The following is a 26,277-nucleotide window of genomic DNA, read 5'->3' on the forward strand; positions in this document are numbered from 1 at the left end:
GGGCAAAGTGTGCAATCAGGCCAGCGCACCTGCGTTGGCCTGACGCTTTTTGGCACATAAATAACCATACATCAGCAGAGAGGTCATCGCAGAGAAAGATAAAATCGCTGCCGGCAGCGTGACATAGCTCCAGCTAAAGCCGAGCGTAATCATCAATCCACCGAAATACGCGCCAATTGCGCTGCCGAGGTTAAACGCCATTTGCCCGCCTGCGGCCCCCAGCATCTCGCCGCCTTTCGCATTTTGCAGCAGCAGAATTTGCAGCGGCGCAGAGAGCGCAAACAGCCCGGCGCAACAGATGAATCCCATGACCAGTGAAGCTGTTTTAAGCTCGCCAAAGGCAAACAACGCCAGCAGCGAAGCCACAATCACCAGGTCGGTGGTGGCAGCAATGCGCAGCGGGCTAAAGCGTGACGACAGCTTGCCGCTGAAGACATTACCCAGCACCATGCCCAGCCCCATCAGCATCATGATCGCGGTCATGACGCCCTCGGAAAAGCCTGACACATTGACCATAAACGGCTTCACGAAGCTAAACCAGGCAAACACCCCGGCATTGCCAAACATCGTAGCGGCAAAAATCAGCCACGGTTCCGGTTTCTTCAGGAAGTGGAATTGTTCTGTCAGCCGGGTGGTTGTCGTGTCGTGAATGTCAGGCACCCACAGCAGAACAGACAGGATCACCAGCGCGTCAAAGACCGCAATCAAAAAGAAGGTGTAACGCCAGTTAAATTCATGTCCCAGCCACGTCCCGAGCGGCACGCCAAGCAGGTTGGCAACGGTCATCCCGGCAATCATCCCGGCCACAGCGACCGTCACTTTACCCGGCGGTGCGATTTTTGACAGGATTATCGCCCCCACACCGAAAATCGCGCCATGCGGGAAACCAGAGATTAAGCGCCCCGCCGCCAGCCCTACATAGGAGTCCGAGAAGGTAAAGAGCGCGTTACCGACGACGCACATCGCCACCAGAAACAGCAGCGTTGTTTTCAGCGAAAATTTGCTGGAGAACAGCGCCACAATCGGCGCGCCGATCACCACGCCAAAAGCGTAAAACGAAATCATATTTCCGGCGGAGGGAATCGAAATGCCCGTATCATGAGCCAGTTCGGTCAGCACGCCCATAATGCCAAACTCAGCCATCCCCAGGCCAAAGGTACCCAGTGCTAACGAAAAAATTGTCTTTTTCATACCGCGACCACTGTTAAAAAATATGCAGCGTGCATTATTGATTAAACTTGTATGGTGAACCAGTTCAAATCAGCTTTCTGACACATTAATCCATTCATTCAGGCCGATTACACTCTGAGTACGGCCTCGATCCCGCGACCGGATACAAAGGGAGACCCACCATGGTCAGTAAGAAGAAAACCCGTGTTGTTGATGATGTCGTTAAAAACGCGCCGCTCAAAACCAAAGCGTACGAGCAAGAGCTTCGCCGCCTCCATGTTGAACTGGTTAAGCTCCAGCAATGGGTGGTCGCCAAAGGGTTAAAGGTTTGTATTGTTTTTGAAGGACGAGACGGCGCCGGTAAAGGCGGCGCTATCAAAGCCATCACCGAACGCGTCAGCCCTCGGGTGTTTCGCGTTGTTGCGTTACCGGCCCCCACCGATAAAGAGAAAAGTCAGCTCTATTTTCAGCGTTACGTTCCCCATCTGCCCTCTGCCGGGGAAATCGTTATTTTTGACCGCAGCTGGTACAACCGCGCGGGCGTGGAAAGAGTCATGGGTTTCTGTACCGAGGAGCAGGCCGAAAAATTTCTTGATGGAACGCCGGTAATGGAAAAAGCGATGGTCGATGCCGGGATCATTTTGTTGAAATACTGGCTTGAAGTAACGCCAAAAGAGCAGGAGCGCCGTCTGCGCGATCGCATTAATGATGGTCGCAAGATCTGGAAGCTGTCTCCAATGGATATTAAATCTTTCAATCTGTGGGATGAGTATACCCTCGCCCGCGACGCGATGTTTAAAGCGACCGACACCGCCTGGGCGCCGTGGTTTGTGGCGCGCTCAGAAGATAAAAAACGGGTGCGGCTGAATATTATTTCGCATCTGCTTTCCCAGATCCCCTATAAAGAAATTCACGTAGACAAGGTGGATTTACCGAAACGCAAGATCGGCAAAGTGAAGCCTACAAAATATCCCTTCCGGTATATTGCAGAGCGATTTTGATATTACTGGAAGACGGCTCGCATAATGTAGATTACCAGGGGAAACAGTATTGTTTTTTGTTGGCTGCGGTTGATAATGACCGCACCAACAAAGGAGAAACCGATGAAACGCACGGCAGAATCGACCCCTTCCAGACCTAAAGCAGCAACAAAGCCTACAACACATGCTAAGCCAGGCTCGACACCATCACATCAGCTATCAGAAGCGGATCGTGCATTTATACGAGCAATGAATGAGTTTGTGGAGAAACATGGAACTATCACTGATGATGAGTTTTTCAGGGTGCTTTAATGCTGAGACAATTTAATGTTTATCGTAATACGTCTGCGGCAACGCGGGACCAGCTTCCTTATTATATGCTTATCCAGGATGATTATTATGACGATCTCCCCACTCGCGTCATTGTACCCCTCGCGAGAAATAACAGGCTACCGCTATGGCAGAGCCAGCTGGCTTCAGGAGTAAATATTGAATTTGAAACCTTTCTGATTTATTCGCCAATGATAACCAATATTAATAACCAGAAAATTAATCCAAAAGACTTTGTTTGTAATTTACGTAACGCTCGTCAGGATGTTATAGCAGCAATTGATCGCTTATTGACTAACACATGACGCCAGCCTGCCAGGCAGTTATTCCTGCCCGCGCAAGTGCAGCGCCGCCGGACAATGCCGACGGCGCAAGGTTTACTTCAACCCTTCCGAACTCTCTTTTTGCGCTTCAAGTCGCTCAACGTCCCGATACCAGCGCGGATGGTGTTTTTGCGCCCAGCGGCGGCTCACCTTCCCTTCAATCATGCCTTTAATCGATCCTTTCACCCAGAAGGCCATATACATATGGATCAGGATGGCGTGGATCAGAATAATGGCCGAGGTCGCGTGGATCAGCAGTGCGTAGCGCACCACCTGGATCGGGAAATATTGGGCAAAATACGGACGCCAGATAATCACTCCGGTTACCAGCAGCACGAAAATCATGCTCATGATGGTCCAGAACATCATCTTCTGCCCGGCGTTGTATTTGCCCACCTTCGCGACTTTATGCTCGTTGCCTTTCAGAACCTCAACAATCCCTTTAATCCAGGGAATATCCTGCTTGTCAGGGATGTTGTGATGAACGAAACGCACGAACATAAACATCAGCACCACGAAAATCAGCACGCCGAAGAACGGATGCAGAATGCGTCCCATCTGCGGTGTCCCGAAGGTTTCCGTGAGCCACTGTAGCGTCGGGAAGAAGAACGAAATGCCGGATACTGCCACCAGGAAGAAGCAGATGACCACCGTCCAGTGACAGGCGCGATCGACAAATTTTGTGCGCACTATCATTTTCGACTTATTCATGATGCTCCTCCTCGTCGTCATCCACCTCTTTATTCGGCCCGATACCGATGTAGTGATAAATCAGCCCGGCAAAGGTGGCGATAAAGCCCGCCGCTGAGAGCGGCTTAAGCGCCCCTTTCCAGAGGTTGATCGAGGTATCGATCGCCGGATCTTTCGGCAGATTGTGATACAGCTCCGGCTGGTCATTGTGGTGCAGAACATACATGACGTGCGTACCGCCCACGCCCTGCGGGTTATAAATCCCGGCCTTGTCATAGCCGCGCGCTTTGAGCTTATCCACCCGCTGCTGCGCCACTTCCAGCATCTCTTTTTTGGTGCCGAAGTGGATCGCCCCGGTAGGACAGGTCTTCACGCAGGCAGGCTCCTGGCCGACGCTGACGCGATCGACGCACAGCGTGCATTTATAGACCCGGTTATCCTCTTTATTGAGGCGCGGGATATTAAACGGACAACCTGCAATACAGTAACCGCAGCCGATGCAGTTATCCTGCTGGAAGTCGACGATCCCGTTGGCGTACTGAATGATTGCCCCGGCAGACGGGCATGCCTTCAGGCAGCCCGGATCTTCACAGTGCATACAGCCGTCTTTACGGATCAGCCACTCCAGCTTGCCATTCTGGTCGGTTTCGCTAAAGCGCATCACCGTCCAGGACTTGGCGCTCAGATCAGCAGGATTGTCATAGACACCAACGCAGTGCCCCACCTCGTCGCGAATATCGTTCCACTCCGAGCAGGCCACCTGGCAGGCCTTACAGCCCACGCAGGAGGAGACATCGATCAGCTTGGCGACTTCTGCCTTGTAATCCCGCGCACGAGGCGCGGGCGTTATCGGGTTGGTCGCGGAGCGTTTAATAATGTCTTGTGTTTCCATCGCCATTTAATCGCTCCTTACGCTTTCTCGATGTTGACCAGAAACGCTTTATACTCCGGCGTTTGCGAGTTGGAATCGCCGACGTTTGGCGTCAGGGTATTAGCGATGTAGCCTTTCTGCGCCACCCCTTCAAAGCCCCAGTGCAGCGGTATGCCGACGGTTTCCACCTGCTGGCCATGCACGTTCAGCGTTTGCAGACGACGGGTGACCACCGCCACCGCGCGAATAAAGCCGCGCTTGCTGCTGACCTTCACGCGATCGCCGTTGGCAATGCCTTTCGCCTTCGCCAGCGTTTCGCTTATCTCCACAAACTGTTCCGGCTGCGCGATGGCGTTAAGCCGCGCGTGCTTGGTCCAGGTATGGAAATGCTCGGTCAGGCGGTAGGTGGTGCCGACATACGGGAACTTGTCCTTTTTACCTAAACGCAGCACGTCGTCTTCATAGATGCGTACCACCGGACTGGAGACCACATTCGGGTGCAGCGGGTTAGTGCCGAGCGGCGTTTCCATCGGCTCGTAGTGTTCCGGGAACGGCCCTTCCGCCAGTTTGTCGATAGCAAACAGACGTCCCAGCCCTTCCGGCTGCATGATAAACGGCCCGGTGTTGCTGCCCGGCGCGGCGGTGTTGAAGTCCGGGATATCGTTCCCCGTCCACTTCGTGCCGTTCCACTCGATCAGCATGCGTTTCGGATCCCAGGGCTTACCGTTCACGTCTGCGGAGGCACGGTTGTACAGTACGCGGCGGTTCAACGGCCACGCCCATGCCCAGCCCAGGGTATTGCCCAGGCCTGACGGATCGGCGTTATCGCGATTGGCCATCTGGTTACCCTGCTCCGTCCAGCTGCCGGTGTAGATCCAGCAGGAAGAGGCCGTGGTACCGTCGTCACGCAACAGCGCGAAGCTATTGAGCAGCTGTCCTTTCTTCGCCACCAGATTACCGTTGGCATCGTACAGGTCGGCCAGCGCCACGCCGTTGTTCTCTTTTGCCACCTCTTCGGACTCAGGATGATCCGGCTGCTTGTAGTTCCAGCTCATCTTCAGCAGCGGCTCAGCGCCTTTGCCGCCTTCGGCGCGGTACATCTCGCGCAGACGATGGTAAATCCCGGCCAGAATTTCGCCGTCATTACGCGCTTCGCCGGGCGCATCCTGACCTTTCCAGTGCCACTGTAGCCAGCGGCCAGAGTTGGCAATAGAACCGTCTTCTTCCGCAAAGCAGGTCGATGGCAGGCGGAACACCTCGGTCTGAATCGCTGCCGGATCGACATCGTTTGATTCACCGTGGTTCTGCCAGAACGTAGACGTTTCGGTGACCAGCGGATCGATAACCACCATGTACTTCAGCTTGCTCAGACTGCGAACGACTTTGTTTTTATCCGGGAATGACGCCACCGGGTTAAAGCCCTGGCAGATGTAACCCGTGACGTCGCCCTTATCCATCATGTTGAAATACTTGATGACATCGTAAGCCTGGTCCCATTTCGGCAACCACTCAAAGCCCCAGTCATTCTCTTTCTGCGCCGCGTCACCGTAGAACGATTTCATCAGACTGACGGCAAACTTCGGATAGTTACTCCAGTAGTTCACCTGGTCCGGACGCGTCGCTTTTGGCGTGTTGGCGTCAAGCCAGCTTTGCCAGTCGGTCTGCTTCTCGGACGGCAGGGTCAGGTAACCCGGCAGGCTGGTCGACAGCAGGCCGAGGTCGGTTAAGCCCTGAATGTTAGAGTGCCCGCGCAGGGCGTTCACGCCGCCACCGGCCATCCCCATGTTGCCGAGCAGCAGCTGGATCATCGCCATGGTACGGATGTTCTGCGCGCCCACGGTATGCTGCGTCCAGCCCAGCGCGTACAGGAATGTAGTGGTTCTGTCGGCGGCACTGGTGGAAGCCAGCACTTCACATACTTTCAGGAAGTCCGCTTTCGGCGTACCGCAGATGTTTTCCACCACGTCCGGCGTATAGCGGGAAACGTGCTGTTTCAGCAAGTTCCACACGCAGCGCGGATCGCTCAGGGTCTCATCGCGTTTCGCGTAGCCGTTTTCGTCGAACTGATAGTTCCAGGACGATTTATCGTACTGACGTTTCCCGGCGTCATAGCCGCTGAAGAGGCCATCTTCGAAGGCGAAATCTTCCCTTACCAGCAGGCCGGCATTGGTGTAATGCTTAACGTATTCCGCGTTAATTTTGTTATTTTCGATCAGGTACAACAGCACGCCGGACAGGAACGTGATGTCCGTACCGGAGCGGATCGGCGCATAGATATCAGCCACCGATGCCGTACGCGTAAAGCGTGGATCGACGACAATCAGCGTCGCATCGTTGTTGTTTTTCGCTTCCATCGCCCAGCGGAATCCCACCGGATGGGCTTCAGCGGCGTTACCGCCCATTACCACCACGACGTTAGCGTTTTTGATATCAACCCAGTGGTTGGTCATCGCACCGCGACCAAATGTTGGAGCAAGACTTGCTACCGTTGGTCCGTGTCAGACGCGCGCCTGGTTATCAACCGCCAGCATGCCGAGGGAGCGCACAAATTTTTGCGTCAGCATGCCGGTCTCATTACTTGCCGCAGAGGCACACAGCATCCCGGTGGAGGTCCAGCGGTTTACCGTGATGCCCTGCTCGTTCTTCTCAATAAAGTTGGCGTCGCGATCCGCTTTCATCAGTTTTGCAATTCGGGAGAAGGCTTCGTCCCAGGAGATACGCTGCCATTTGTCAGAGCCCGGTGCACGATATTCCGGGTAGCGCAGACGGTTTTCACTGTGGACGTAGTCCAGCAGCCCCGCCCCTTTCGGGCAAAGCGCCCCGCGGCTCACCGGATGGTCCGGGTCCCCTTCAATATGATAAATCGCTTCTTTGGCGTTCTTTGCGCCATCACCCAGGCTATACATTAATAGCCCACAACCCACGGAGCAGTATGTGCAGGTGTTACGGATCTCTTTCGCGCGCAGCAGTTTATAGTTGCGTGCCTGAGCCAGCGCCATTTTGGGAGCGAATCCCAGCATTGCGGCTGTTGTTCCGGCCATACCGCCCGCGCAGATTTTAAAAAATTGTCTGCGGCTGACGTCCATTGCTGTCCTCGTTATCTGATAAGACTTCGCGCCGCAAACTAACAGCAAAGCCCCTGTTTTTTTTGCGTCAAATCAAGGTCGTCAGACTTCGCCCCCTTAATAGTCACTGCCGGTACGATTTGCTAATCCTTTCGGGTTAACAGGCTCTTTGAAAATTCGCCAGGTGTAGCAAATAGATGCTATAAGTTTTTCCTTTGATTTTTAGAAGACTGGCAGGGTAATGGACAGAAAAAGAGCAACGCTGACAGGCCTGGCGGCCATATTGTTGTGGAGCACCATGGTGGGTCTCATCCGCAGCGTCAGTGAAGGACTGGGCCCGGTGGGCGGCGCGGCGATGATTTACACCGTCAGCGGGCTGTTGTGTCTGGTGACGGTGGGTTTTCCCGATCTTCGGCGTTTTTCCACGCGCTATCTCATTGCGGGCAGCATCCTGTTTGTCAGCTATGAGATGTGCCTGGCCCTGTCGCTGGGGTATGCCGCGACGCGCTCACAGGCGATTGAAGTCGGTATGGTCAATTATCTGTGGCCAAGCCTGACGATTGCGTTCGCGATTTTGTTCAACGGGCAAAAAACCACCCTGTGGGTGATCCCTGGGCTTCTCATCTCGCTGTTGGGGGTGTGCTGGGTTTTAGGTGGCGAAAACGGTCTGCAACTGAATGACATCATGCAGAACGTCGTTTCCAGTCCGCTAAGTTATGGGCTGGCGTTTGCTGGCGCTTTTATCTGGGCCGCCTACTGCACCGTCACCAGCAAGTATGCCAAAGGGCAAAATGGCATTACCCTTTTCGTCCTGCTGACCGCCCTGAGCCTGTGGGTCAAATATGCCGTCAGCGATCAGCCCGAAATGGTGTTCAGCGTCCCGGTTGTGGTGAAGCTATTGATGTGTGGGGTTGCGCTTGGCTTTGGCTACGCCGCCTGGAATATCGGTATTCTTCACGGTAACGTCACGGTGCTTGCGGCTGTCTCTTATTTCACGCCAGTTCTTTCCGCCGCACTGGCGGCTATTCTGCTGAGTTCTCCGCTTTCACTCTCATTCTGGCAAGGGGCATTGATGGTGTGCGCCGGATCGTTACTGTGCTGGTATGCCACCCGCAAATAGTTTTTTGCCGGGTACCGAATATGCCCGGCAAAATATTAACAACATTTTAATATGTGATCACACCCTCGAATATAATTCATAACATTAGAGAGTAATTAAATCTCTGTATAGAGTGCTGTCAGAAAGCCAGAGTTGTTGTGGAAATTGACATAAACTGACAACGCAGGTAATTAATTCAGCGCCAATATTCCCGCGCTATATAGCACAAAGTGCAATAGTTTATTTCTGAATATTTCTCTTAAAAAACAGGTTCTGGTTTCCCGAGAAAATTATAATCAACTGTTTTAAAAAAGGTTATCCTGCCACATGCTTTGACATTCCCTGCCAAACCCTTTTAATCCCACCAAAAAACTAAAACGTCCGACAACTATTCACAGCCATATTATCCTGATTAGTTAATAATCACTTTATGTCTACATATTAACCTGATTGGCCGATTTAAGGGCAATTTATCCGATCAGGATCACACTAATTGAAATTATCTTTAATATTTTGAAACTTATTATTGAAAGCAGTCTACGGAATTTTAAAAATAGTCTGCCATTGACGATAAGCCTCGTTTAAAAATCGCTCAGGTGGCTTAGGAAATACCTAAATAAAATTATAAGGATTATTTAAGATGAAACTTAAATTAGTTGCAGTGGCAGTGACTTCCATGTTGGCAGCTGGCGTTGTTAACGCGGCTGAAGTTTTTAACAAAGACGGTAACAAACTGGATCTGTACGGCAAAGTTACTGGTCTGCACTATTTTTCTGATGATGCTGGTAGCGACGGCGACAAAACGTATGTTCGTCTGGGCTTCAAAGGTGAAACTCAGATCAACGATCAGCTGACCGGATACGGTCAGTGGGAATATGAGTTCAAGGGCAATCGCTCTGAAGCTCAAGGTTCCGACGGCAACAAAACCCGTCTGGCGTACGCTGGTCTGAAATTCGATGAATTCGGTTCCTTCGACTACGGTCGTAACTACGGTGTGGCTTATGACATCGGCGCATGGACTGACGTTCTGCCAGAGTTCGGTGGCGATACCTGGACGCAGACTGACGGCTTCATGACCGGCCGTACCACTGGCGTTGCAACCTATCGTAACACCGACTTCTTTGGTCTGGTTGACGGCCTGAACGTGGCTGCTCAGTACCAGGGTAAAAACGACCGTGACGATATCACCGAATCCAACGGTGACGGCTGGGGTCTCTCTTCTACCTATGAATTCGACGGCTTCGGTGTGGGTGCGACCTACGCGAAATCTGACCGTACCGACCGTCAGGTTCGTGCTGCAAGCAACCTGAACGCCGGTGGCGAAAACGCAGAAGTCTGGGCTGCTGGCCTGAAGTACGATGCGAACAACATCTACCTGGCAACCACCTACTCTGAAACCCGCAACATGACGGCGTTCGGTAACGGTCACGTTGCCAACAAAGCGCAGAACTTCGAAGTTGTGGCTCAGTACCAGTTCGACTTCGGTCTGCGTCCGTCCATCGCTTACCTGAAATCCAAAGGTAAAGACATCGGTTCTTATGGCGACCAGGACCTGGTTGAATACGTTGACGTTGGCGCGAGCTACTACTTCAACAAAAACATGTCCACCTATGTTGATTACAAAATCAACCTCGTGGATGACAGCCAGTTCACCAAAGATGCCAAAGTGGCTACCGACAACATCGTAGCTGTAGGTCTGACCTACCAGTTCTAAGATCTGTTAGTTCAAAAGGCCAGCCCTCGCGGCTGGCCTTTTTTATTACTGCTGCCCTCCGACCTTCGCCAGACTAAACCAGATCCCGACCGCCAGAATCAGCAGCATGCCTCCCGCGCTGCCCAGGGCCACGCTGTGCGAGGTGATGAACGCGGTTTTCGCCGCCGTCATCACCGGCTCGGCCAGAGACGGCGTCAGCTCCTGCGCCACCTTCATCGCTTCACCGATGGACGACGAGGCTTTATCGGTCAGCGACGCGCTCAGCCCCTGCGGCAGTACAATAGACGCCGAAAAGCTGCGGGTTAACAGCAGACCGAAAATGGCGATCCCCAGACCAGCACCCAGCTCGTAGGACATGGTTTCGATCGCGCCTGCGGCGGCCGCTTTCTCTTTCGGCGCGGCAGCCATGATCGCTGACGTCGATGCCAGCAGTGCGCTGGCGGCACTGAAGCCCAGCAGCACCATCAGGCTCCACGCCTGCCACTGTTGGGTGCTGAAATCGAGCGTCGACAGGCCGATAAAACTGACCGCGCTAAGCCCCATACCTCCGGCCGCGACAATGCGCAGCCCCAGACGCCCGACCAGCACGCCCGCGATCGGCCCGCTAAATCCGCTCGCCACCATCACCGGCAGCATAAATATCCCTGCTTCAAACGGCGTAAAACCATGCACGAACTGCAACTCCTGCGCCATCAGCAGTTCAAAGCCCACCAGCGCAATCATGGCGGTCATCGCCATGACCACGCCGCTTAAAATAATGCGATGGCAAAACAGGCGCATGTCGATCATCGGCACGCACGCGCGTAGCTGGATACGGACGAAGATAAACAGCATTACCGCTCCGGTAAGCAGCGTACAGGCCACCATCCACGGCGACAGCACCCCTTTCAGGGCGGTTTTGGCGCTATAGACCAGCAGTAAAATCGCCACAATCAGCATAATGGCATGGCTGATATTGAGCGGCTGCTCGGGCCGCCCCTGCTGAGCAGGCACCAGGCGCGCAGCAAGCGAAACCACGATCAGCACGATCGGCACGTTAATCAGGAACACCGACCCCCAGTAAAAGTGCTCCAGCAGCATGCCGCCAATCAGCGGGCCAAACGCCGCGCCGCCCGACCCAACGGCAGCCCAGACGCCGAGGGCGATATTACGGTGCCGCACGTCAATAAACAGGGTGCGGATCCCTGCAAGCGTAGCCGGAATGATCATCGCCGCGCCAATCGCCAGCGACGCGCGGGCGGCAATCAGCCAGCCCGCGGACGGCGCAAAAGCCGCCGCTAACGATGACAGGCCAAACAGCACGCTGCCGATCATCAACAGGCGCTTAAAACCTATGCGATCGCCCAGCGCGCCCATCGGCAGCACCATTCCCGCCATCACCAGCGAGTAAATATCAATAATCCACAGCAATTCGTTGCCGCTGGCACCCAGCGTCATGCTCAATGTTGGCGCCGCCACGTGCAGCACCGTCGCGTCAATCGCCACCGGGATATACACCAGCACGATAATCACTAACGCTAACCACTGACGAAACATAAATTTCCTTTTTAGTTAAAAACTGGACACATGTCCAGATTGCGATCCTACGTAAAGTTGAACACTTGTCCAGCTCTTTGTTACACTCGTTTCGTTGCCATTGAGAGTGAGAAATTATGCGTTATCTGAGCAAGGACGAGCGGCGGGAAGAGATCCTCCAGGCCGCGATGCGCGTGGCGCTGACCGAAGGATTCGCTGCGATGACCGTGCGCCGCATCGCCACCGAAGCGGGCGTCGCCACCGGGCAGGTGCATCACCACTTTGCGTCGGCGGGCGAGCTTAAGTCGCTGGCGTTTGTCCGGCTAATTCGCGATTTGCTGGATGCTGAAATCGTTGGTGAAAACGCCGGCTGGCGCGAGCGCCTGCATGCCATGCTCGGCAGCGATGACGGCGGGTTTGAGCCCTACATTCGACTGTGGCGCGAGGCGCAAATTCTCGCCAGCCGGGATAGCGATATCAAAGGCGCCTACGTTTTAACCATGGAGATGTGGCACCAGGAAACGGTCGCGATTATCCGGGCCGGGGCGGAGGCCAACGCCTTTACGCTTGCTGACCAGCCGGAAAATATCGCCTGGCGCTTAATTGGTCTGGTATGTGGCCTGGATGGCATCTACGTATTAAATATGCCTGAAATGGACGACGCAGCATTTAATAAGCATCTGGATAAACTTATCTCCCTCGAATTGTTTTAATACTCCCATTGGGGTATTAATTTCCGAAAACAGTTACAATTAGTAACACATAAAGCGAACCCTGATTCCCATTCCAAACTCAGGGATTCGCTTTTTTATCTATCCTTTCAGATGTATCCCATAACATCCAATAATTTCTACAAACTGCCGACAGATATCTTTCTGTTTTTACTTCTTTTTTCTCTCCATTTTGGTAAGCAAGAGGGTGATATGTCACATCAAAGCGAGAAGAGTAATCAGCATCTGTTGAGTAACTGGAAACCGGAAAACGCGCAATTTTGGGAGAATAAAGGGAAACATATCGCACGAAGAAACCTGTGGATTTCCGTGGCATGTTTGCTTCTCGCGTTTTGTGTCTGGATGTTGTTTAGCGCTATTGCGGTAAATCTTAATAAGGTCGGATTTAATTTCAGCACCGATCAGCTTTTTATGCTAACGGCATTACCTTCTCTTTCCGGCGCGATATTGCGTGTCCCCTACTCTTTTATGGTGCCGATATTTGGCGGACGTTACTGGACCGTGTTAAGTACCGTTATCCTGGTCGTACCCTGTGTCTGGCTTGGGATCGCCATCCAGAATACCGCCACGCCTTACTGGGTCTTTATCATCATCGCACTGCTTTGCGGATTTGCCGGCGCCAACTTCGCTTCCAGCATGGGAAACATCAGCTTCTTCTTCCCGAAAGCCAGACAGGGCAGCGCGCTGGGCATTAACGGCGGGCTGGGTAACCTGGGCGTGAGCGTGATGCAGCTGGTTGCGCCGCTGGTGATTTTCCTGCCGATGTTTACCTTTCTCGGCGTTCACGGCGTCCCCCAGGAGGATGGCTCGACGATGTGGCTGGCGAACGCGGCGTGGATCTGGGCCCCGCTGCTGATTCTTGCTACCCTTGCGGCGTTTTTTGGCATGAACGACATCGCCAGCTCGAAAGCGTCCATTGCCAGCCAGCTTCCGGTGCTTAAACGCTTTCATCTCTGGCTGCTGAGCCTGCTTTATCTGGCAACCTTCGGCTCGTTTATCGGTTTCTCGGCAGGCTTTGCTATGCTGTCGAAAACCCAGTTTCCGGACGTAAATATCCTCCACCTCGCCTTCTTTGGTCCGCTGATCGGCGCTCTGGCGCGTTCGGCGGGCGGGATGATTTCAGACAGGCTGGGCGGCGTACGGGTGACGCTGATCAACTTCGTCTTTATGGCCATCTTTAGCGCCCTGATTTTCCTGACGCTCCCCGGGTCAGGTTCAGGCAGTTTTATGGCCTTCTATCTGGTCTTTATGGGCCTGTTCCTCACCGCAGGCCTGGGCAGCGGCTCGACCTTCCAGATGATCGCGATTATCTTTCGCCAAATCACCCTCGACCGCGTGAAAAAACAGGGCGGAAGCGACGAACAGGCACAGCATGAAGCGGTGACCGAAACGGCTGCCGCGCTGGGCTTTATCTCTGCCATCGGTGCGGTGGGCGGGTTCTTTATTCCCAAAGCCTTTGGCACATCCCTGGCGATGACCGGTTCCCCGGTGGGCGCCATGAAAGTCTTCCTCGTGTTTTACATCGTCTGCGTGCTCGTCACCTGGCTGGTGTACGGCCGCAAATCCTCACAAAAATAATAACTACCTCTTCGCCGGAACGTGATGTCTCACCCTCCGGCCATGCTATCGAAGCAGGAGAAATGTCATGAGCAAACTGTTGGACCGCTTCCGTTACTTCAAAACAAAAGGCGACAGTTTCGCCGATGGGCACGGGCAGGTGTACCACACCAACCGCGACTGGGAGGACAGCTATCGTCAGCGCTGGCAGTTCGACAAGATTGTGCGATCCACCCACGGCGTTAACTGCACCGGCTCCTGTAGCTGGAAGATTTATGTCAAAAATGGCCTGGTGACCTGGGAAACCCAGCAGACCGACTATCCGCGCACCCGCCCTGACCTGCCTAACCACGAACCGCGCGGCTGCCCGCGTGGCGCAAGCTACTCCTGGTATCTCTACAGCGCCAACCGTCTCAAGTACCCGCTGGTACGCCGCAGGCTGATCGAACTCTGGCGCGAGGCGCTGGCGCAGCATACCGATCCGGTGCTGGCCTGGGATGCCATCCAGAACGATCCGCAGAAAGCGCAGAGCTACAGGAAAGCGCGCGGAAAAGGCGGTTTTATCCGCTCAAACTGGAAAGAGCTTAACCAGCTGATTGCTGCCGCCAACGTCTGGACCATCAAAAACTACGGCCCGGATCGGGTAGCCGGTTTTTCCCCCATCCCGGCCATGTCGATGGTCTCTTATGCCGCCGGTACGCGCTATCTCTCCCTGCTCGGCGGCACCTGCCTGAGCTTCTATGACTGGTACTGCGATCTGCCACCGGCGTCGCCGATGACCTGGGGCGAACAGACCGACGTGCCGGAATCCGCGGACTGGTACAACTCCAGCTATATCATTGCCTGGGGGTCGAACGTGCCGCAGACGCGCACCCCGGACGCCCACTTCTTTACCGAAGTGCGTTACAAGGGCACCAAGACCGTCGCCATTACGCCGGACTTCTCGGAGGTGGCGAAGCTCAGCGACCAGTGGCTGGCCCCCAAACAGGGTACCGACAGCGCCCTTGCCATGGCGATGGGCCATGTGATCCTTAAAGAGTTCCACCTCGATAACCCGAGCGAGTACTTCCTCAACTATTGCCGCCGCTACACCGACATGCCGATGCTGGTCCTGCTGGATGAACAGGCTGACGGTCGCGTGGTGCCGGGCCGCATGCTGCGCGCGTCGGATCTGGCCGACGGGCTGGGTGAAACCAATAATCCGGAGTGGAAAACCATCGCCTTTGACGTGGCCGGAAATCTGGTGGCGCCGAATGGTTCCATCGGCTTCCGCTGGGGTGAAAAAGGCAAATGGAACCTGGAGTCGCTGGCTGCAGGACAGGAAACCGAGCTGACGCTTTCCCTGCTCATCACCCACGACAGCGTGGCAGACGTGGCCTTCCCTTACTTCGGGGGCAACGAGAATCCGCATTTCCGCAGCGTGAAGCAGGAGCCGGTGCTGACGCGCCGCGTACCGAGTAAAACCCTGACGCTGGCCGACGGCAGCCAGAGACGCGTGGTTAGCGTGTACGATCTGGTGCTGGCAAACTACGGCCTCGATCGCGGTCTGGAAGACAGTAACGCGGCGACAAACTACGCCGAGATAAAAGCCTATACCCCGGCCTGGGGCGAACAAATTACCGGCGTCCCCGCTTATCTGATAGAAAAAATCGCCCGTGAATTTGCCGACACGGCGCACAAAACTCACGGTCGTTCGATGATCATCCTCGGGGCCGGTGTGAACCACTGGTACCACATGGACATGAACTACCGCGGGATGATCAACATGCTGGTCTTCTGCGGCTGCGTCGGGCAGAGCGGCGGCGGCTGGTCGCACTATGTCGGCCAGGAAAAGCTGCGCCCGCAAACCGGCTGGCTGCCGCTGGCCTTCGCGCTGGACTGGAACCGTCCGCCGCGCCAGATGAACAGCACATCGTACTTCTACAACCACGCCAGCCAGTGGCGCTATGAGAAGCTCACCGCACAGGAACTGCTTTCTCCCCTTGCAGACGCATCGAAGTTTACCGGTCACCTGATTGATTTCAATGTCCGCGCCGAGCGCATGGGCTGGCTGCCGTCGGCTCCACAGCTTAATCTCAACCCGCTGCACGTTAAGGCCCGGGCGGACGCCGCCGGCATGTCGCCGCAGGACTACACCGTTCAGGCGTTAAAATCGGGCGATATCCGCTTCGCCTGCGAACAGCCGGATAACGGTAAGAACCACCCGCGCAACCTGTTTGTCTGGCGTTCTAACCTGCTTGGCTCGTCCGGGAAAGGCCATGAATACATGCTGAAATACCTGCTTGGCACCGAGAGCGGTATTCAGGGTGAGGATTTAGGCTCAACGGACGACGTGAAACCTGAAGAGGTGGAATGGCAAACCGCCGCCATTGAGGGCAAGCTGGATCTGCTGGTGACGCTTGATTTCCGTATGTCCAGCACCTGCCTGTTCTCGGATATCGTCCTGCCCACCGCCACCTGGTATGAAAAAGACGATATGAATACCTCGGACATGCATCCGTTTATTCACCCGCTTTCCGCAGCCGTTGACCCGGCGTGGGAGTCCCGCAGCGACTGGGAGATTTACAAGGGCATCGCCAAAGTCTTCTCTGAAGTGTGCGTCGGACATCTCGGTACCGAAACTGACGTGGTGCTACAGCCGCTTCAGCATGACTCACCGGGGGAGCTGTCGCAGCCTTTTGATATTCTGGACTGGCGCAAAGGCGAGTGCGATCTGATCCCCGGCAAAACCGCGCCAAACATTGCAGTCGTCGAGCGCAACTATCCGGAAACCTACGAGCGCTTCACGGCCCTTGGGCCGCTGCTGGATAAGCTCGGCAACGGCGGAAAAGGCATATCGTGGAACACCCAGAATGAGGTCGATTTCCTCGGCAAGCTCAACTACGTCAAGCCTGACGGCCCGGCGAAAGGTCGTCCGCGCATCGAGACCGCCATTGACGCTTCAGAGGTGATCCTCGCCCTTGCGCCGGAAACTAACGGTCAGGTCGCGGTCAAAGCCTGGGAAGCCCTCGGCGAACTGACCGGACGCGATCACACCCATCTGGCGCTCAACAAAGAAGATGAGAAAATCCGCTTCCGCGATATTCAGGCGCAGCCGCGCAAAATCATCTCCAGCCCGACGTGGTCCGGCCTTGAGAGCGAGCACGTCTCCTATAACGCAGGCTATACCAACGTTCACGAGCTGATCCCGTGGCGCACGATTTCGGGCCGCCAGCAGCTGTATCAGGATCATGCCTGGATGCGCGCCTTCGGGGAGAGTCTGGTGGCCTATCGTCCACCGATTGACACCCGCAGCGTTACCCATATGCGCGAAATCCCGCCGAACGGATTCCCGGAAAAAGCGCTTAACTTCCTGACGCCGCACCAGAAATGGGGCATTCACTCCACCTACAGCGAAAACCTGCTGATGCAAACCCTGTCGCGCGGGGGGCCAATCGTCTGGATCAGCGAAACCGACGCGCGCGTGCTGGGCATTGAGGACAACGACTGGATCGAAGCCTTTAACGCCAACGGCGCCCTCACCGCCCGCGCGGTGGTCAGCCAGCGCGTGCCGCCGGGCATGACCATGATGTACCACGCTCAGGAGCGCATCCTCAACATTCCGGGGTCAGAAGTAACCGGACGGCGCGGCGGGATCCACAACTCGGTCACCCGCGTCTGCCCGAAACCGACCCACATGATCGGTGGCTACGCGCAGCTGGCGTACAGCTTCAACTATTACGGCACCGTCGGCTCGAACCGCGACGAGTTCATCATGATCCGTAAAATGAAAAACATTAACTGGCTGGACGGCGAAGGTCGGGATCAGGTACAGGAGGCGAAAAAATGAAAATACGCTCACAGGTTGGCATGGTTCTGAATCTCGATAAATGCATTGGCTGCCACACCTGCTCGGTCACCTGTAAGAACGTCTGGACCGGGCGCGAAGGGATGGAGTACGCGTGGTTCAATAACGTCGAAACCAAACCGGGTATCGGCTATCCGAAAAACTGGGAAGATCAGGATGAGTGGCAAGGCGGCTGGATCCGCGGTATTCACGGCAAGCTGACCCCGCGCCTCGGCGGAAAAATGGGCGTGCTGTCGAAGATTTTCGCTAACCCCGTCCTGCCGCAGATTGACGATTACTATGAACCCTTCACCTTCGATTACCAGGATCTGCACCGCGCGCCAGAGGGCGATCACCTCCCTACCGCCCGCCCGCGCTCGCTGATTGACGGCAAGCGGATGGATAAAATCGAATGGGGGCCAAACTGGGAAGAGCTGCTGGGCGGCGAGTTCGAAAAACGCGCCCGCGACCGCAACTTCCAGAAGATCCAGAAGGAGATGTACGGTCAGTTTGAAAACACCTTCATGATGTACCTGCCGCGCCTGTGCGAGCACTGCCTGAACCCGAGCTGCGTCGCCACCTGCCCGAGCGGTGCGATTTACAAGCGCGAAGAGGACGGCATTGTGCTGATCGACCAGGACAAATGCCGCGGCTGGCGTCTGTGCATCAGCGGCTGCCCGTACAAGAAAATCTACTTCAACTGGAAGAGCGGCAAGTCAGAGAAGTGCATCTTCTGCTACCCGCGCATTGAGTCCGGTCAGCCGACCGTCTGTTCGGAAACCTGCGTCGGGCGCATCCGCTACCTTGGCGTGCTGCTGTATGACGCGGACCGTATCGAGGAGGCCGCCAGCACCGAGCATGAAACCGATCTGTACGAGCGCCAGTGCGACGTGTTCCTTAACCCGAACGATCCGGCGGTCATTGAAGAAGCGCTAAAACAGGGTATTCCGCAGAACGTCATCGACGCGGCACAGCGTTCCCCGGTTTACAAAATGGCGATGGACTGGAAGCTTGCCCTGCCGCTGCATCCGGAATACCGCACCCTGCCGATGGTCTGGTATGTGCCGCCGCTGTCACCGATCCAGTCCTACGCGGACGCCGGCGGCCTGCCGCAGAGTGACGGCGTCCTGCCTGCCGTAGAGAGCCTGCGCATTCCGGTGCAGTATCTGGCGAACATGCTCAGCGCAGGCGATACCGGGCCGGTGCTGCGCGCCCTGAAGCGCATGATGGCGATGCGCCACTACAAACGCTCCCAGACCGTGGAAGGCGTGACCGACACCCGCGCCATCGAAGAAGTGGGCCTGACCGAAGCGCAGGTTGAAGAGATGTACCGCTATCTGGCGATCGCCAACTATGAAGACCGCTTCGTGATCCCGACCAGCCACCGGGAAATGGCGCGCGACGCCTTCCCGGAGAAAGACGGCTGCGGCTTCACCTTTGGCGACGGCTGCCACGGCTCCGACACCAAATTCAACCTCTTCAACAGCAGCCGCATCGACGCGATCAACATCACCGAAGTGCGCGAACACGGGGAGGGAGAATAATGCAGATCCTCAAAATCATCGCGCTGCTCATTGAGTATCCCGATGAGCTGCTGTGGGAAAACCGTGAAGAAGCGCTTTCCCTGGTGGAACAGGACGCGCCCATGCTGCTGCCGTTTGCGCAGCAGCACCTGAGCGCCCCGCTGCTGGATAAGCAGGCCGAATGGTGCGAAGTGTTTGAACGCGGGCGCGCAACGTCGCTACTGCTGTTCGAGCACGTTCACGCCGAGTCCCGCGATCGCGGTCAGGCGATGGTAGACCTGATGAGCCAGTATGAGAAAGCCGGCCTTCAGCTTGACTGCCGCGAGCTGCCGGACTATCTGCCGCTCTATCTGGAATATCTCAGTATCGTCAGCGATGACGAGGCGCGTGAAGGGCTGCAAAACGTCGCGCCGATCCTGGCGCTGATTGGCGGCCGGCTGAAACAGCGCGAGGTGGCGCATTACCAGCTGTTTGACGCCCTGCTGACGCTGGCCGGTACACGGCTTTCCAGCGACAGCGTGGCGAAGCAGGTGTCTGGTGAAAAACGGGATGATACCCGTCAGGCGCTGGACGCCGTGTGGGAAGAGGAACAGGTGAAGTTTATCGAAGACAACGCCACATCGTGCGACAGCTCGCCGATGCAGCAATATCAACGACGCTTTAGCCAGGACGTCGCGCCGCAGTACGTGGACGTCAGCGCCGGAGGCCCAAAATGACACATTACCTGAACGTGTTTTTCTATGACATTTATCCGTACATCTGCGCCACCGTGTTTTTCCTTGGCAGCTGGTTGCGCTACGACTACGGGCAATACACCTGGCGCGCCTCGTCGAGCCAGATGCTCAGCAAACGCGGTATGAACTGGGGCTCTAACCTGTTTCATATCGGGATTTTGGGGATCTTCTTCGGGCATTTGTTCGGCATGTTAACCCCACACTGGATGTACGCCTGGTTTTTACCCGTCGCGGTTAAGCAGCAGCTGGCGATGATGGCGGGTGGTGTGTGCGGCGTATTGACGCTGATTGGCGGGTCGATGCTGCTTTACCGCCGCCTGTTCAACCAGCGGGTGCGCGCCACGTCCACCACGCCGGATATTATCATCATGAGTATCCTGCTGCTTCAGTGCATCCTTGGGCTGTCGACCATTCCTTTCTCCGCTCAGTATCCTGACGGAAGCGAGATGATGAAGCTGGTCGGCTGGGCGCAGGGGATCGTGACGTTTAAGGGAGGCTCGTCAGAAATGCTAAGCGGCGTCGCGCCGATCTTCCGCGTGCATCTGGTGCTGGGGATGACGATCTTCCTTATCTTCCCATTCACCCGCCTGGTGCACGTGTGGAGCGCGCCGTTTGAGTACTTCACCCGTCGGTATCAGGTAGTGAGATCGCGCCGTTGATTTTGTCGGGTGGCGGCTACGCCTTACCCGACCTACGTTTCAAGCCGCTGTAGGCCCGGTAAGGCGTAGCCGCCACCGGGCCGCACTGTCAGAACAGTGTACTTCCGCTGACGACTGAAATAACCAACAGCAGCAGCAACACTGCGACGATCAGACCAAAAGCCAGTAACGCCGCATGAAAAGCGAGCGTAGCCCCAGAAAAAAACAGTGCGCCACTCACCCCCCATCGGTTCTCTTTGCGCATCCCACCCGTGAAGGCAAGCCCTAATGCCACCACAGACAAAATTACTCCGCTATTGATAAGAATACTGTCGATATCGACCGTTTTCTTTTTCGCCTCAACGGTCGGTTGTTCCCCTTTGATGCCAGCAATAATCCCTTTTTTCACCGCCGAAACCTTTTCAGCCACAACAATTTCAAGCGCTGTCGACTTTGTTGAAAAAGGACCAAAGGTGAACTGCACTAATGAGACAAGCAGTGCAATAACCCCGAGTAACATTCCCACTGAACTGAATTTATTCCGCAACAAGATTTCCATATCAGCATGCCTTCGATGATGTTTAAACTAACCCGCCGAATGGCGGCCTACGTTCGGGCACCCGTAGGCCCGGTAAGGCGTAGCCGCCACCGGGCTATTTACCCGCCTGCGGATGCGTATCAAACCCCGCCATCACGGCCGTCAGCTCGGCCAGGGTAAAGCCGTGCTTCGGGTCATCAACGCCCAGGCCAAACCACGCCTGCATCAGCTTATACAGCGCCTCCGCATCCGGCAAATGGATCTGCTCCTCCACATGACCGTTCTGCCAGTGGGTAAAATTAAAGTTGGTCAGCGTCAGCTTGCCCCCGTCCGGCAGGTGGCGACACATCAGCAGGTGATGACGGAAATGGGACTGCGGCCAGTGCGCCGACCAGAAGTTTCCCATCACGTAATCGTTGAAGTACTGGGTCGCCAGGTCGAAGTGGTACATCGACTGCCAGTGCTCGTGATGGCGGAATTGCAGTACCCAGTCGTTACCCTCGCTCAGCAAACGATAACTCCCGTGCGGGGTTTCCTGTTCCTCGTTGGCGATCAAACGAATCGGCGCCGTCAGCGTTTGTCCGCCAAATCCCACATCGGCGATCCAGCGCTCGCCGTTCAGCTCAACCAGCAGCAACCGGTGCGTACGCGGCGGCATCTGCGACGGATTAGCCAGCACAACCCGCCCCAGCACGCTGCGCACCGTAAAACCGACTTCGCGCAATACCCGCTCAAACAGGCCGTTTTGCTCGAAGCAATACCCCCCCCGACGCGCGGTGACCAGTTTATCCACCAGACACCCGTCGTCCAGATGGATTTCCCGCGGCAAAACGACGTCAATATTTTCGAAAGGGATCGCGCAGTTATGGTGTAAATGCAGCCCCCGCAGGGTATCGATATCAACCTGTACGGGCTGCTGCCAGCCCGTGCGGGCGAAATAAGCACTCAGAAATGGGGACATGATTTGCTCCAGGATGTGATATCCCCTGTTTATAAACTATTTTCCCTTATGCATATGCGCAAAAGTGCTTTTTCGTCATACTCATCGTGTACATGAGGAGATCCTATGAACCACTTTCGCCCTGTTGAATTACGCCATGCCAGCCGTCTTCTGAATCACGGTCCAACCGTGCTCATCACCAGCCGGGATGAGACCATCGATCGTCGCAACGTCATGGCCGCCGCATGGTCTATGCCGGTGGAATTTGAACCCCCGCGTATCGCGATTGTGGTAGACAAAAGCGCGTGGTCACGGGAGTTGATCGAACGCAGCGGGAAATTCGGCATTGTGATCCCCGGCGTGGCGGCAGCCAATTGGACCTGGGCGGTCGGCAGCGTCAGCGGGCGCGACGAGGATAAATTTAACTGCTACGGGATCCCGGTTATTTATGGCCCTGAGCTTGGGCTGCCGGTTATAGAAGAGAAATGTCTGGCGTGGATGGAGTGCCGGTTATTACCTGTAACCTCTGCGGCCGAGAAATATGACACTCTGTTTGGCGAAGTGGTTTCCGCCGCGGCGGATGAACGCGCATTTGTCGCCGGACGCTGGCAGTTTGACGGGGATAAGCTGAATACGCTGCATCATCTGGGTGCGGGTACGTTTGTCGCGAGCGGGAAAATGGTGAAGGCGCTGGATTAACGCACCTCAAAAAAGAAAAGCCCTCTTCCTGAGGAAGAGGGCTTTTTATTACTTAACACGCTTCGCAATAATCTCATCCGCCACATTCCGCGGAGCTTCCGCAAAATGATGGAATTCCATCGTATACGTCGCGCGCCCCTGGGACATCGAGCGCAGCGTGGTGGCGTAGCCAAACATCTCAGCCAGCGGGACGTCAGCGCGAATAATCTGGCTGCCGTACTGCTCTGCCATCCCCTGCACCAGGCCGCGACGGGAGGAGAGATCGCCCATAATGTTCCCGGCGTACTCTTCCGGCGTTTCCACCTCAACGTGCATCACCGGCTCAAGAATAACCGGATCCGCCCGCCGTGCGCCCTCTTTGAAGCCGAGGATCGCCGCCATGCGGAAGGCCATCTCCGAGGAGTCAACGTCATGGTAGGAACCAAACGTCAGGGTCGCTTTCACATCCACCACCGGATAGCCCGCCAGCACTCCCGTATTCATGGCTTCTCGCAAGCCTTTTTCCACCGACGGGATGTACTCCCGCGGCACCACCCCGCCTTTGGTGGCATCTTCAAACACAAAACCACTCCCGGCGGCTAACGGCTCAAGGCTCAGGACCACATGACCGTACTGCCCTTTCCCGCCGGACTGTCGGACAAATTTACCTTCAATATCCTTCACCGCTTTACGCAGAGTTTCACGGTAGGTGACCTGCGGACGACCAATGTTCGCCTCAACGCCAAACTCACGCTTCATGCGGTCAACGATGATCTCCAGATGCAACTCGCCCATCCCGGAGATAATGGTCTGTCCGGACTCTTCGTCCGTGTGCAGGCGAAACGACGGATCCTCCGCCGCCAGGCGCTGTAGGGCGATCCCCATTTTCTCCTGCTCGGCCTTGGTTTTCGGCTCAATCGCCAGCGAAATAACCGGGTCCGGGAACTCCATCCGTTCAAGGGTGATCACCGCATTCGGGTCGGTCAGCGTGTCACCGGTGGTGACGTCTTTCAGCCCGACACAGGCTGCGATATCCCCTGCGCGCAGCTCGTCCACCTCATGGCGATCGTTGGCATGCATCAGCACGATGCGCCCGATACGTTCTTTCTTACCCTTCACCGGGTTGTACACCGCGTCGCCTTTACGCAGTATGCCGGAATAGACGCGGATAAAGGTCAGCTGGCCGACGTACGGATCGCTCATCAGCTTGAAGGCCAGCGCCGAGAACGGTTCATCATCGCTTGGGTGGCGCTCGGCGTGCTGTCCGTCTTCGTCTACCCCATCAATAGCGGGCACGTCCAGTGGAGACGGCATTAATTCAATCACCGCGTCGAGCATGCGCTGCACGCCCTTGTTCTTGAAGGCGCTGCCGCACAGCATGGGCTGTATTTCGCCGGAGATAGTCCGGATCCGCAGCCCTTTGATGATTTCCGCTTCATCCAGTTCGCTCGTCTCAAGGTACTTATCCATAAGCTCATCGCTGGCTTCTGCCGCAGCCGAAACCATTTTTTCTCGCCACGCCTGGGCGGTGCTCAGCAGATCGTCAGGCACTGGCGCATAGCTAAACGCCATGCCCTGCGTCGCATCATCCCAAAGAATAGTGCGCATCCTGATGAGATCCACCACGCCGGTGAAGTGTTCTTCTGCCCCCACGGGGATCACAATCGGGACCGGATTGGCTTTCAGCCGCTCCTGCATCATCCGCACCACGCGGAAGAAATCCGCACCCGGGCGGTCCATTTTGTTGACAAATGCCAGGCGCGGGACGTGATATTTATTCGCCTGACGCCAGACGGTTTCCGACTGCGGCTGCACGCCACCGACGGAGTCATAGACCATCACCGCGCCGTCGAGCACACGCATGGAACGTTCCACCTCAATGGTGAAATCCACGTGCCCGGGGGTGTCGATAATATTGATGCGGTGCGGTTCAAAGCCTCTGTCCATACCGGGCCAGAAACAGCTTACCGCCGCCGACGTAATGGTGATCCCGCGCTCCTGCTCCTGCGCCATCCAGTCGGTGGTTGCCGCGCCATCGTGTACTTCACCCAGCTTGTGGCTCATCCCGGTGTAAAACAGGATGCGCTCAGTGGTGGTTGTTTTGCCCGCATCGATATGCGCGGAGATACCGATGTTGCGATAACGTTCGAGTGGAATGGGTCGGGGCATGATATTTCCTTAAGTCTTCATGACTGGTTTGTGACGACCGGGATGGTCGCGTGTTCGTTCGTTTGTTATAATAGTCCTATTGTACGAGTATTATCGAACTATTTTTTAACGGTTGACCTATTGTTGATATAGCTCAATCTCACGCGAGACGCAGGAAAACGATGATCCCAAACCACCCGGAACCTGAACAAATAGTGTTGGAAAATGTGCTGTTCGCCCTCGGCAATCCGCTGCGATTATCGATTATCCGCAGGCTGGCCGACGGCAGCGAACTGAGCTGTAACGCGCTGCGCCCGGAAGAGGTGGTGAAATCTACTATGACTCACCACTGGCGCGTGCTGCGCGACAGCGGCGTGATCTGGCAGCGCCCGCAGGGGCGCGAGAATATGATCTCACTGAGAAGAGAGGATCTGGACGCCCGCTTTCCGGGACTGCTGGCGATCCTGCTTCAGGCTAAGTAGCGGCAGCGTCCTCAAGACGATAAACCGGAATGCGCCGTGTTGTTCCGGTAAGGGTGTCGAACACCTCCGTATCGGACGTCACTATTCTCATCCCGGTCTTCCTTAACCGCTGCACCTCGGCGGCTATGCGCTGGAGGCCAAACCAGAAAAGCCCGTCAAGCGCGGTGACCGCAAGCCCCTGTTCCAGCGCCAGCTGGAGGCGCTCGCGGGGGGCTTTCACCTGCTGAGCGATTTGCCGGTAAGGCACTTCCGAACCGCCGGACGCATCGATCCGCTGAATACGGGTCTTCAGGTGGTAGGTAAATTCATCGGGAATGCCGTTCAAATCCCGTTTAAGGCTGTAGACGCAGCCAAACCGCTTCCCGTTGAACAGGACATTTTTTTGACTGAGCTGAAACTCATTTCTGATGCTATCAATCAGCTGCGGTGCACGGGTAAGAAGTAACCGGAAGGGAAGCTCAAAGCTGGTCACATAATCCACATTCAGCAGCGCGAGACGCAGCCGCTCTTCTGCCCCGGATTTCTGGTCATGACATTCGCGCATCACCTCGGCCCACTGGCGCGTCAGACGTTCCGGCTCGCCGGCTTCGGTGAGGACGTATTTTTCCAGATGATAATCGACTCTTCCGGTCATGTGGGGCATCCCGTCAATATGGATGCGGTAATTCTATCCAGCGCGGCAGGATTTATAAAGGGCGGAGCGCACCGGCATCCGCCCTGCCGGG

Annotated in this window: 23 protein-coding genes; 13 read left to right on the forward strand and 10 right to left on the reverse strand. The window is 55.8% G+C overall.

What is annotated here, in order from left to right; all coding sequences use genetic code 11:
* Positions 1-15 precede the first annotated feature (15 nt).
* Positions 16-1,191, reverse strand: a complete 1,176-nt coding sequence (gene araJ, locus RS584_RS10885) for an MFS transporter AraJ (RefSeq protein ID WP_252011925.1) — start codon at positions 1,189-1,191, stop codon at positions 16-18.
* A gap of 161 nt (positions 1,192-1,352) precedes the next feature.
* Here araJ and ppk2 point away from each other — a divergent pair, with 161 nt between their 5' ends.
* From ppk2 to RS584_RS10900, 3 genes are all read left to right on the forward strand, one after another.
* Positions 1,353-2,171, forward strand: a complete 819-nt coding sequence (gene ppk2, locus RS584_RS10890) for a polyphosphate kinase 2 (RefSeq protein WP_032671172.1) — start codon at positions 1,353-1,355, stop codon at positions 2,169-2,171.
* A gap of 102 nt (positions 2,172-2,273) precedes the next feature.
* Positions 2,274-2,462 carry a hypothetical protein gene (locus tag RS584_RS10895; protein ID WP_049017617.1) on the forward strand — a complete coding sequence of 63 codons (189 nt, stop codon included), beginning with the start codon at positions 2,274-2,276 and terminating at the stop codon, positions 2,460-2,462.
* On the forward strand, positions 2,462-2,785 hold the full coding sequence (locus RS584_RS10900) for a CcdB family protein (protein ID WP_315749784.1): 324 nt from the start codon (positions 2,462-2,464) through the stop codon (positions 2,783-2,785). Before RS584_RS10895 ends, RS584_RS10900 begins: the two co-directional genes overlap by 1 nt.
* Positions 2,786-2,857: 72 nt before the next feature.
* Here RS584_RS10900 and fdnI read toward each other — a convergent pair whose 3' ends face one another.
* The 3 genes from fdnI to fdnG are packed head-to-tail and all read right to left on the reverse strand — an operon-like array spanning position 2,858 to position 7,450.
* Positions 2,858-3,514, reverse strand: a complete 657-nt coding sequence (gene fdnI / locus RS584_RS10905; RefSeq protein WP_032102982.1) for a formate dehydrogenase-N subunit gamma — start codon at positions 3,512-3,514, stop codon at positions 2,858-2,860.
* On the reverse strand, positions 3,507-4,391 hold the full coding sequence (gene fdxH, locus RS584_RS10910) for a formate dehydrogenase subunit beta (RefSeq protein WP_003857048.1): 885 nt from the start codon (positions 4,389-4,391) through the stop codon (positions 3,507-3,509). Before fdxH ends, fdnI begins: the two co-directional genes overlap by 8 nt.
* A gap of 11 nt (positions 4,392-4,402) precedes the next feature.
* On the reverse strand, positions 4,403-7,450 hold the full coding sequence (fdnG, locus tag RS584_RS10915) for a formate dehydrogenase-N subunit alpha (protein WP_121363381.1): 3,048 nt from the start codon (positions 7,448-7,450) through the stop codon (positions 4,403-4,405).
* A 220-nt stretch (positions 7,451-7,670) separates the two neighbouring features.
* On the opposite strand from fdnG, the gene yddG reads away from it, so the two are divergent.
* Both yddG and ompC read left to right on the forward strand, forming a co-directional pair.
* A complete protein-coding gene (yddG, locus tag RS584_RS10920; protein ID WP_032102980.1) occupies positions 7,671-8,549 on the forward strand; it encodes an aromatic amino acid DMT transporter YddG in 879 nt (292 codons plus the stop codon).
* Positions 8,550-9,168: 619 nt separating this feature from the next.
* A complete protein-coding gene (gene ompC / locus RS584_RS10925; protein WP_017382300.1) occupies positions 9,169-10,242 on the forward strand; it encodes a porin OmpC in 1,074 nt (357 codons plus the stop codon).
* Between the two features lie 45 nt (positions 10,243-10,287).
* Here ompC and RS584_RS10930 read toward each other — a convergent pair whose 3' ends face one another.
* On the reverse strand, positions 10,288-11,778 hold the full coding sequence (locus RS584_RS10930; protein WP_315749789.1) for an MFS transporter: 1,491 nt from the start codon (positions 11,776-11,778) through the stop codon (positions 10,288-10,290).
* A 116-nt stretch (positions 11,779-11,894) separates the two neighbouring features.
* On the opposite strand from RS584_RS10930, the gene RS584_RS10935 reads away from it, so the two are divergent.
* The gene (locus tag RS584_RS10935) at positions 11,895-12,470 is read left to right on the forward strand and encodes a TetR family transcriptional regulator (RefSeq protein ID WP_015570471.1); all 576 of its coding nucleotides are present in this window, start codon (positions 11,895-11,897) and stop codon (positions 12,468-12,470) included.
* A 79-nt stretch (positions 12,471-12,549) separates the two neighbouring features.
* Here the strand turns inward: RS584_RS10935 and RS584_RS10940 are convergent, their stop codons facing one another.
* A complete protein-coding gene (locus RS584_RS10940; RefSeq protein WP_315750049.1) occupies positions 12,550-12,804 on the reverse strand; it encodes a hypothetical protein in 255 nt (84 codons plus the stop codon).
* Between RS584_RS10940 and RS584_RS10945 the strand changes: the two genes are divergently transcribed.
* The 5 genes from RS584_RS10945 to narI all read left to right on the forward strand — a co-directional run bounded on the left by RS584_RS10945 (position 12,717) and on the right by narI (position 20,787).
* Positions 12,717-14,066 (forward strand): NarK family nitrate/nitrite MFS transporter, encoded by a 1,350-nt coding sequence (locus tag RS584_RS10945; RefSeq protein WP_315749967.1) that lies wholly within the window; start codon positions 12,717-12,719, stop codon positions 14,064-14,066. The genes RS584_RS10940 and RS584_RS10945 overlap by 88 nt on opposite strands.
* A 67-nt stretch (positions 14,067-14,133) precedes the next feature.
* Positions 14,134-17,874 carry a nitrate reductase subunit alpha gene (locus RS584_RS10950; RefSeq protein ID WP_315749791.1) on the forward strand — a complete coding sequence of 1,247 codons (3,741 nt, stop codon included), beginning with the start codon at positions 14,134-14,136 and terminating at the stop codon, positions 17,872-17,874.
* Positions 17,871-19,415 (forward strand): nitrate reductase subunit beta, encoded by a 1,545-nt coding sequence (narH, locus tag RS584_RS10955; RefSeq protein ID WP_315749793.1) that lies wholly within the window; start codon positions 17,871-17,873, stop codon positions 19,413-19,415. The genes RS584_RS10950 and narH overlap by 4 nt, the downstream gene beginning before the upstream one ends.
* Complete coding sequence (gene narW / locus RS584_RS10960) at positions 19,415-20,110, forward strand: nitrate reductase molybdenum cofactor assembly chaperone (protein ID WP_315749795.1); 696 nt, start codon at positions 19,415-19,417, stop codon at positions 20,108-20,110. The genes narH and narW overlap by 1 nt, the downstream gene beginning before the upstream one ends.
* The gene (gene narI / locus RS584_RS10965) at positions 20,107-20,787 is read left to right on the forward strand and encodes a respiratory nitrate reductase subunit gamma (protein ID WP_063138338.1); all 681 of its coding nucleotides are present in this window, start codon (positions 20,107-20,109) and stop codon (positions 20,785-20,787) included. The genes narW and narI overlap by 4 nt, the downstream gene beginning before the upstream one ends.
* A gap of 88 nt (positions 20,788-20,875) precedes the next feature.
* Here the strand turns inward: narI and RS584_RS10970 are convergent, their stop codons facing one another.
* On the reverse strand, positions 20,876-21,325 hold the full coding sequence (locus RS584_RS10970) for a hypothetical protein (protein WP_047365085.1): 450 nt from the start codon (positions 21,323-21,325) through the stop codon (positions 20,876-20,878).
* A gap of 94 nt (positions 21,326-21,419) precedes the next feature.
* The gene (nhoA, locus tag RS584_RS10975; RefSeq protein ID WP_315749799.1) at positions 21,420-22,265 is read right to left on the reverse strand and encodes an N-hydroxyarylamine O-acetyltransferase; all 846 of its coding nucleotides are present in this window, start codon (positions 22,263-22,265) and stop codon (positions 21,420-21,422) included.
* 105 nt (positions 22,266-22,370) lie between these two features.
* Here nhoA and RS584_RS10980 point away from each other — a divergent pair, with 105 nt between their 5' ends.
* The gene (locus RS584_RS10980) at positions 22,371-22,943 is read left to right on the forward strand and encodes a flavin reductase family protein (protein WP_017382293.1); all 573 of its coding nucleotides are present in this window, start codon (positions 22,371-22,373) and stop codon (positions 22,941-22,943) included.
* A 48-nt stretch (positions 22,944-22,991) separates the two neighbouring features.
* Here RS584_RS10980 and fusA read toward each other — a convergent pair whose 3' ends face one another.
* The gene (gene fusA, locus RS584_RS10985) at positions 22,992-25,091 is read right to left on the reverse strand and encodes an elongation factor G (RefSeq protein ID WP_315749802.1); all 2,100 of its coding nucleotides are present in this window, start codon (positions 25,089-25,091) and stop codon (positions 22,992-22,994) included.
* A gap of 161 nt (positions 25,092-25,252) precedes the next feature.
* Between fusA and RS584_RS10990 the strand changes: the two genes are divergently transcribed.
* On the forward strand, positions 25,253-25,552 hold the full coding sequence (locus RS584_RS10990; protein WP_111962547.1) for an ArsR/SmtB family transcription factor: 300 nt from the start codon (positions 25,253-25,255) through the stop codon (positions 25,550-25,552).
* On the opposite strand, the gene RS584_RS10995 is transcribed toward RS584_RS10990, so the two are convergent.
* Positions 25,545-26,186: a DNA-binding protein gene (locus RS584_RS10995; protein ID WP_032669835.1), complete on the reverse strand. Its 642-nt coding sequence runs from the start codon at positions 26,184-26,186 to the stop codon at positions 25,545-25,547. The two genes, RS584_RS10990 and RS584_RS10995, sit on opposite strands and share 8 nt — an antisense overlap.
* Positions 26,187-26,277 lie beyond the last annotated feature (91 nt).

Origin of the sequence: Enterobacter sp. DTU_2021_1002640_1_SI_PRY_ASU_LCPMC_013 (assembly GCF_032389435.1) — a bacterium.
Lineage (GTDB): Bacteria > Pseudomonadota > Gammaproteobacteria > Enterobacterales > Enterobacteriaceae > Enterobacter > Enterobacter hormaechei_C.

What these genes read in the sequence shown, in the direction of transcription:
- ppk2 (WP_032671172.1), top strand. Translation starts at nt 1,353, where the DNA reads ATGGTCAGTAAGAAGAAAACCCGTGTTGTTGATGATGTCGTTAAAAAC.
- fdxH (WP_003857048.1), bottom strand. Translation starts at nt 4,391, where the DNA reads ATGGCGATGGAAACACAAGACATTATTAAACGCTCCGCGACCAACCCG.
- RS584_RS10940 (WP_315750049.1), bottom strand. Translation starts at nt 12,804, where the DNA reads ATGCCACGGAAATCCACAGGTTTCTTCGTGCGATATGTTTCCCTTTAT.
- RS584_RS10990 (WP_111962547.1), top strand. Translation starts at nt 25,253, where the DNA reads ATGATCCCAAACCACCCGGAACCTGAACAAATAGTGTTGGAAAATGTG.
- yddG (WP_032102980.1), top strand. Translation starts at nt 7,671, where the DNA reads ATGGACAGAAAAAGAGCAACGCTGACAGGCCTGGCGGCCATATTGTTG.
- narW (WP_315749795.1), top strand. Translation starts at nt 19,415, where the DNA reads ATGCAGATCCTCAAAATCATCGCGCTGCTCATTGAGTATCCCGATGAG.
- RS584_RS10930 (WP_315749789.1), bottom strand. Translation starts at nt 11,778, where the DNA reads ATGTTTCGTCAGTGGTTAGCGTTAGTGATTATCGTGCTGGTGTATATC.
- narH (WP_315749793.1), top strand. Translation starts at nt 17,871, where the DNA reads ATGAAAATACGCTCACAGGTTGGCATGGTTCTGAATCTCGATAAATGC.
- RS584_RS10980 (WP_017382293.1), top strand. Translation starts at nt 22,371, where the DNA reads ATGAACCACTTTCGCCCTGTTGAATTACGCCATGCCAGCCGTCTTCTG.
- nhoA (WP_315749799.1), bottom strand. Translation starts at nt 22,265, where the DNA reads ATGTCCCCATTTCTGAGTGCTTATTTCGCCCGCACGGGCTGGCAGCAG.
- RS584_RS10970 (WP_047365085.1), bottom strand. Translation starts at nt 21,325, where the DNA reads ATGGAAATCTTGTTGCGGAATAAATTCAGTTCAGTGGGAATGTTACTC.
- RS584_RS10950 (WP_315749791.1), top strand. Translation starts at nt 14,134, where the DNA reads ATGAGCAAACTGTTGGACCGCTTCCGTTACTTCAAAACAAAAGGCGAC.
- fdnI (WP_032102982.1), bottom strand. Translation starts at nt 3,514, where the DNA reads ATGAATAAGTCGAAAATGATAGTGCGCACAAAATTTGTCGATCGCGCC.
- araJ (WP_252011925.1), bottom strand. Translation starts at nt 1,191, where the DNA reads ATGAAAAAGACAATTTTTTCGTTAGCACTGGGTACCTTTGGCCTGGGG.
- RS584_RS10935 (WP_015570471.1), top strand. Translation starts at nt 11,895, where the DNA reads ATGCGTTATCTGAGCAAGGACGAGCGGCGGGAAGAGATCCTCCAGGCC.
- fusA (WP_315749802.1), bottom strand. Translation starts at nt 25,091, where the DNA reads ATGCCCCGACCCATTCCACTCGAACGTTATCGCAACATCGGTATCTCC.
- RS584_RS10895 (WP_049017617.1), top strand. Translation starts at nt 2,274, where the DNA reads ATGAAACGCACGGCAGAATCGACCCCTTCCAGACCTAAAGCAGCAACA.
- ompC (WP_017382300.1), top strand. Translation starts at nt 9,169, where the DNA reads ATGAAACTTAAATTAGTTGCAGTGGCAGTGACTTCCATGTTGGCAGCT.
- narI (WP_063138338.1), top strand. Translation starts at nt 20,107, where the DNA reads ATGACACATTACCTGAACGTGTTTTTCTATGACATTTATCCGTACATC.
- RS584_RS10995 (WP_032669835.1), bottom strand. Translation starts at nt 26,186, where the DNA reads ATGACCGGAAGAGTCGATTATCATCTGGAAAAATACGTCCTCACCGAA.
- RS584_RS10900 (WP_315749784.1), top strand. Translation starts at nt 2,462, where the DNA reads ATGCTGAGACAATTTAATGTTTATCGTAATACGTCTGCGGCAACGCGG.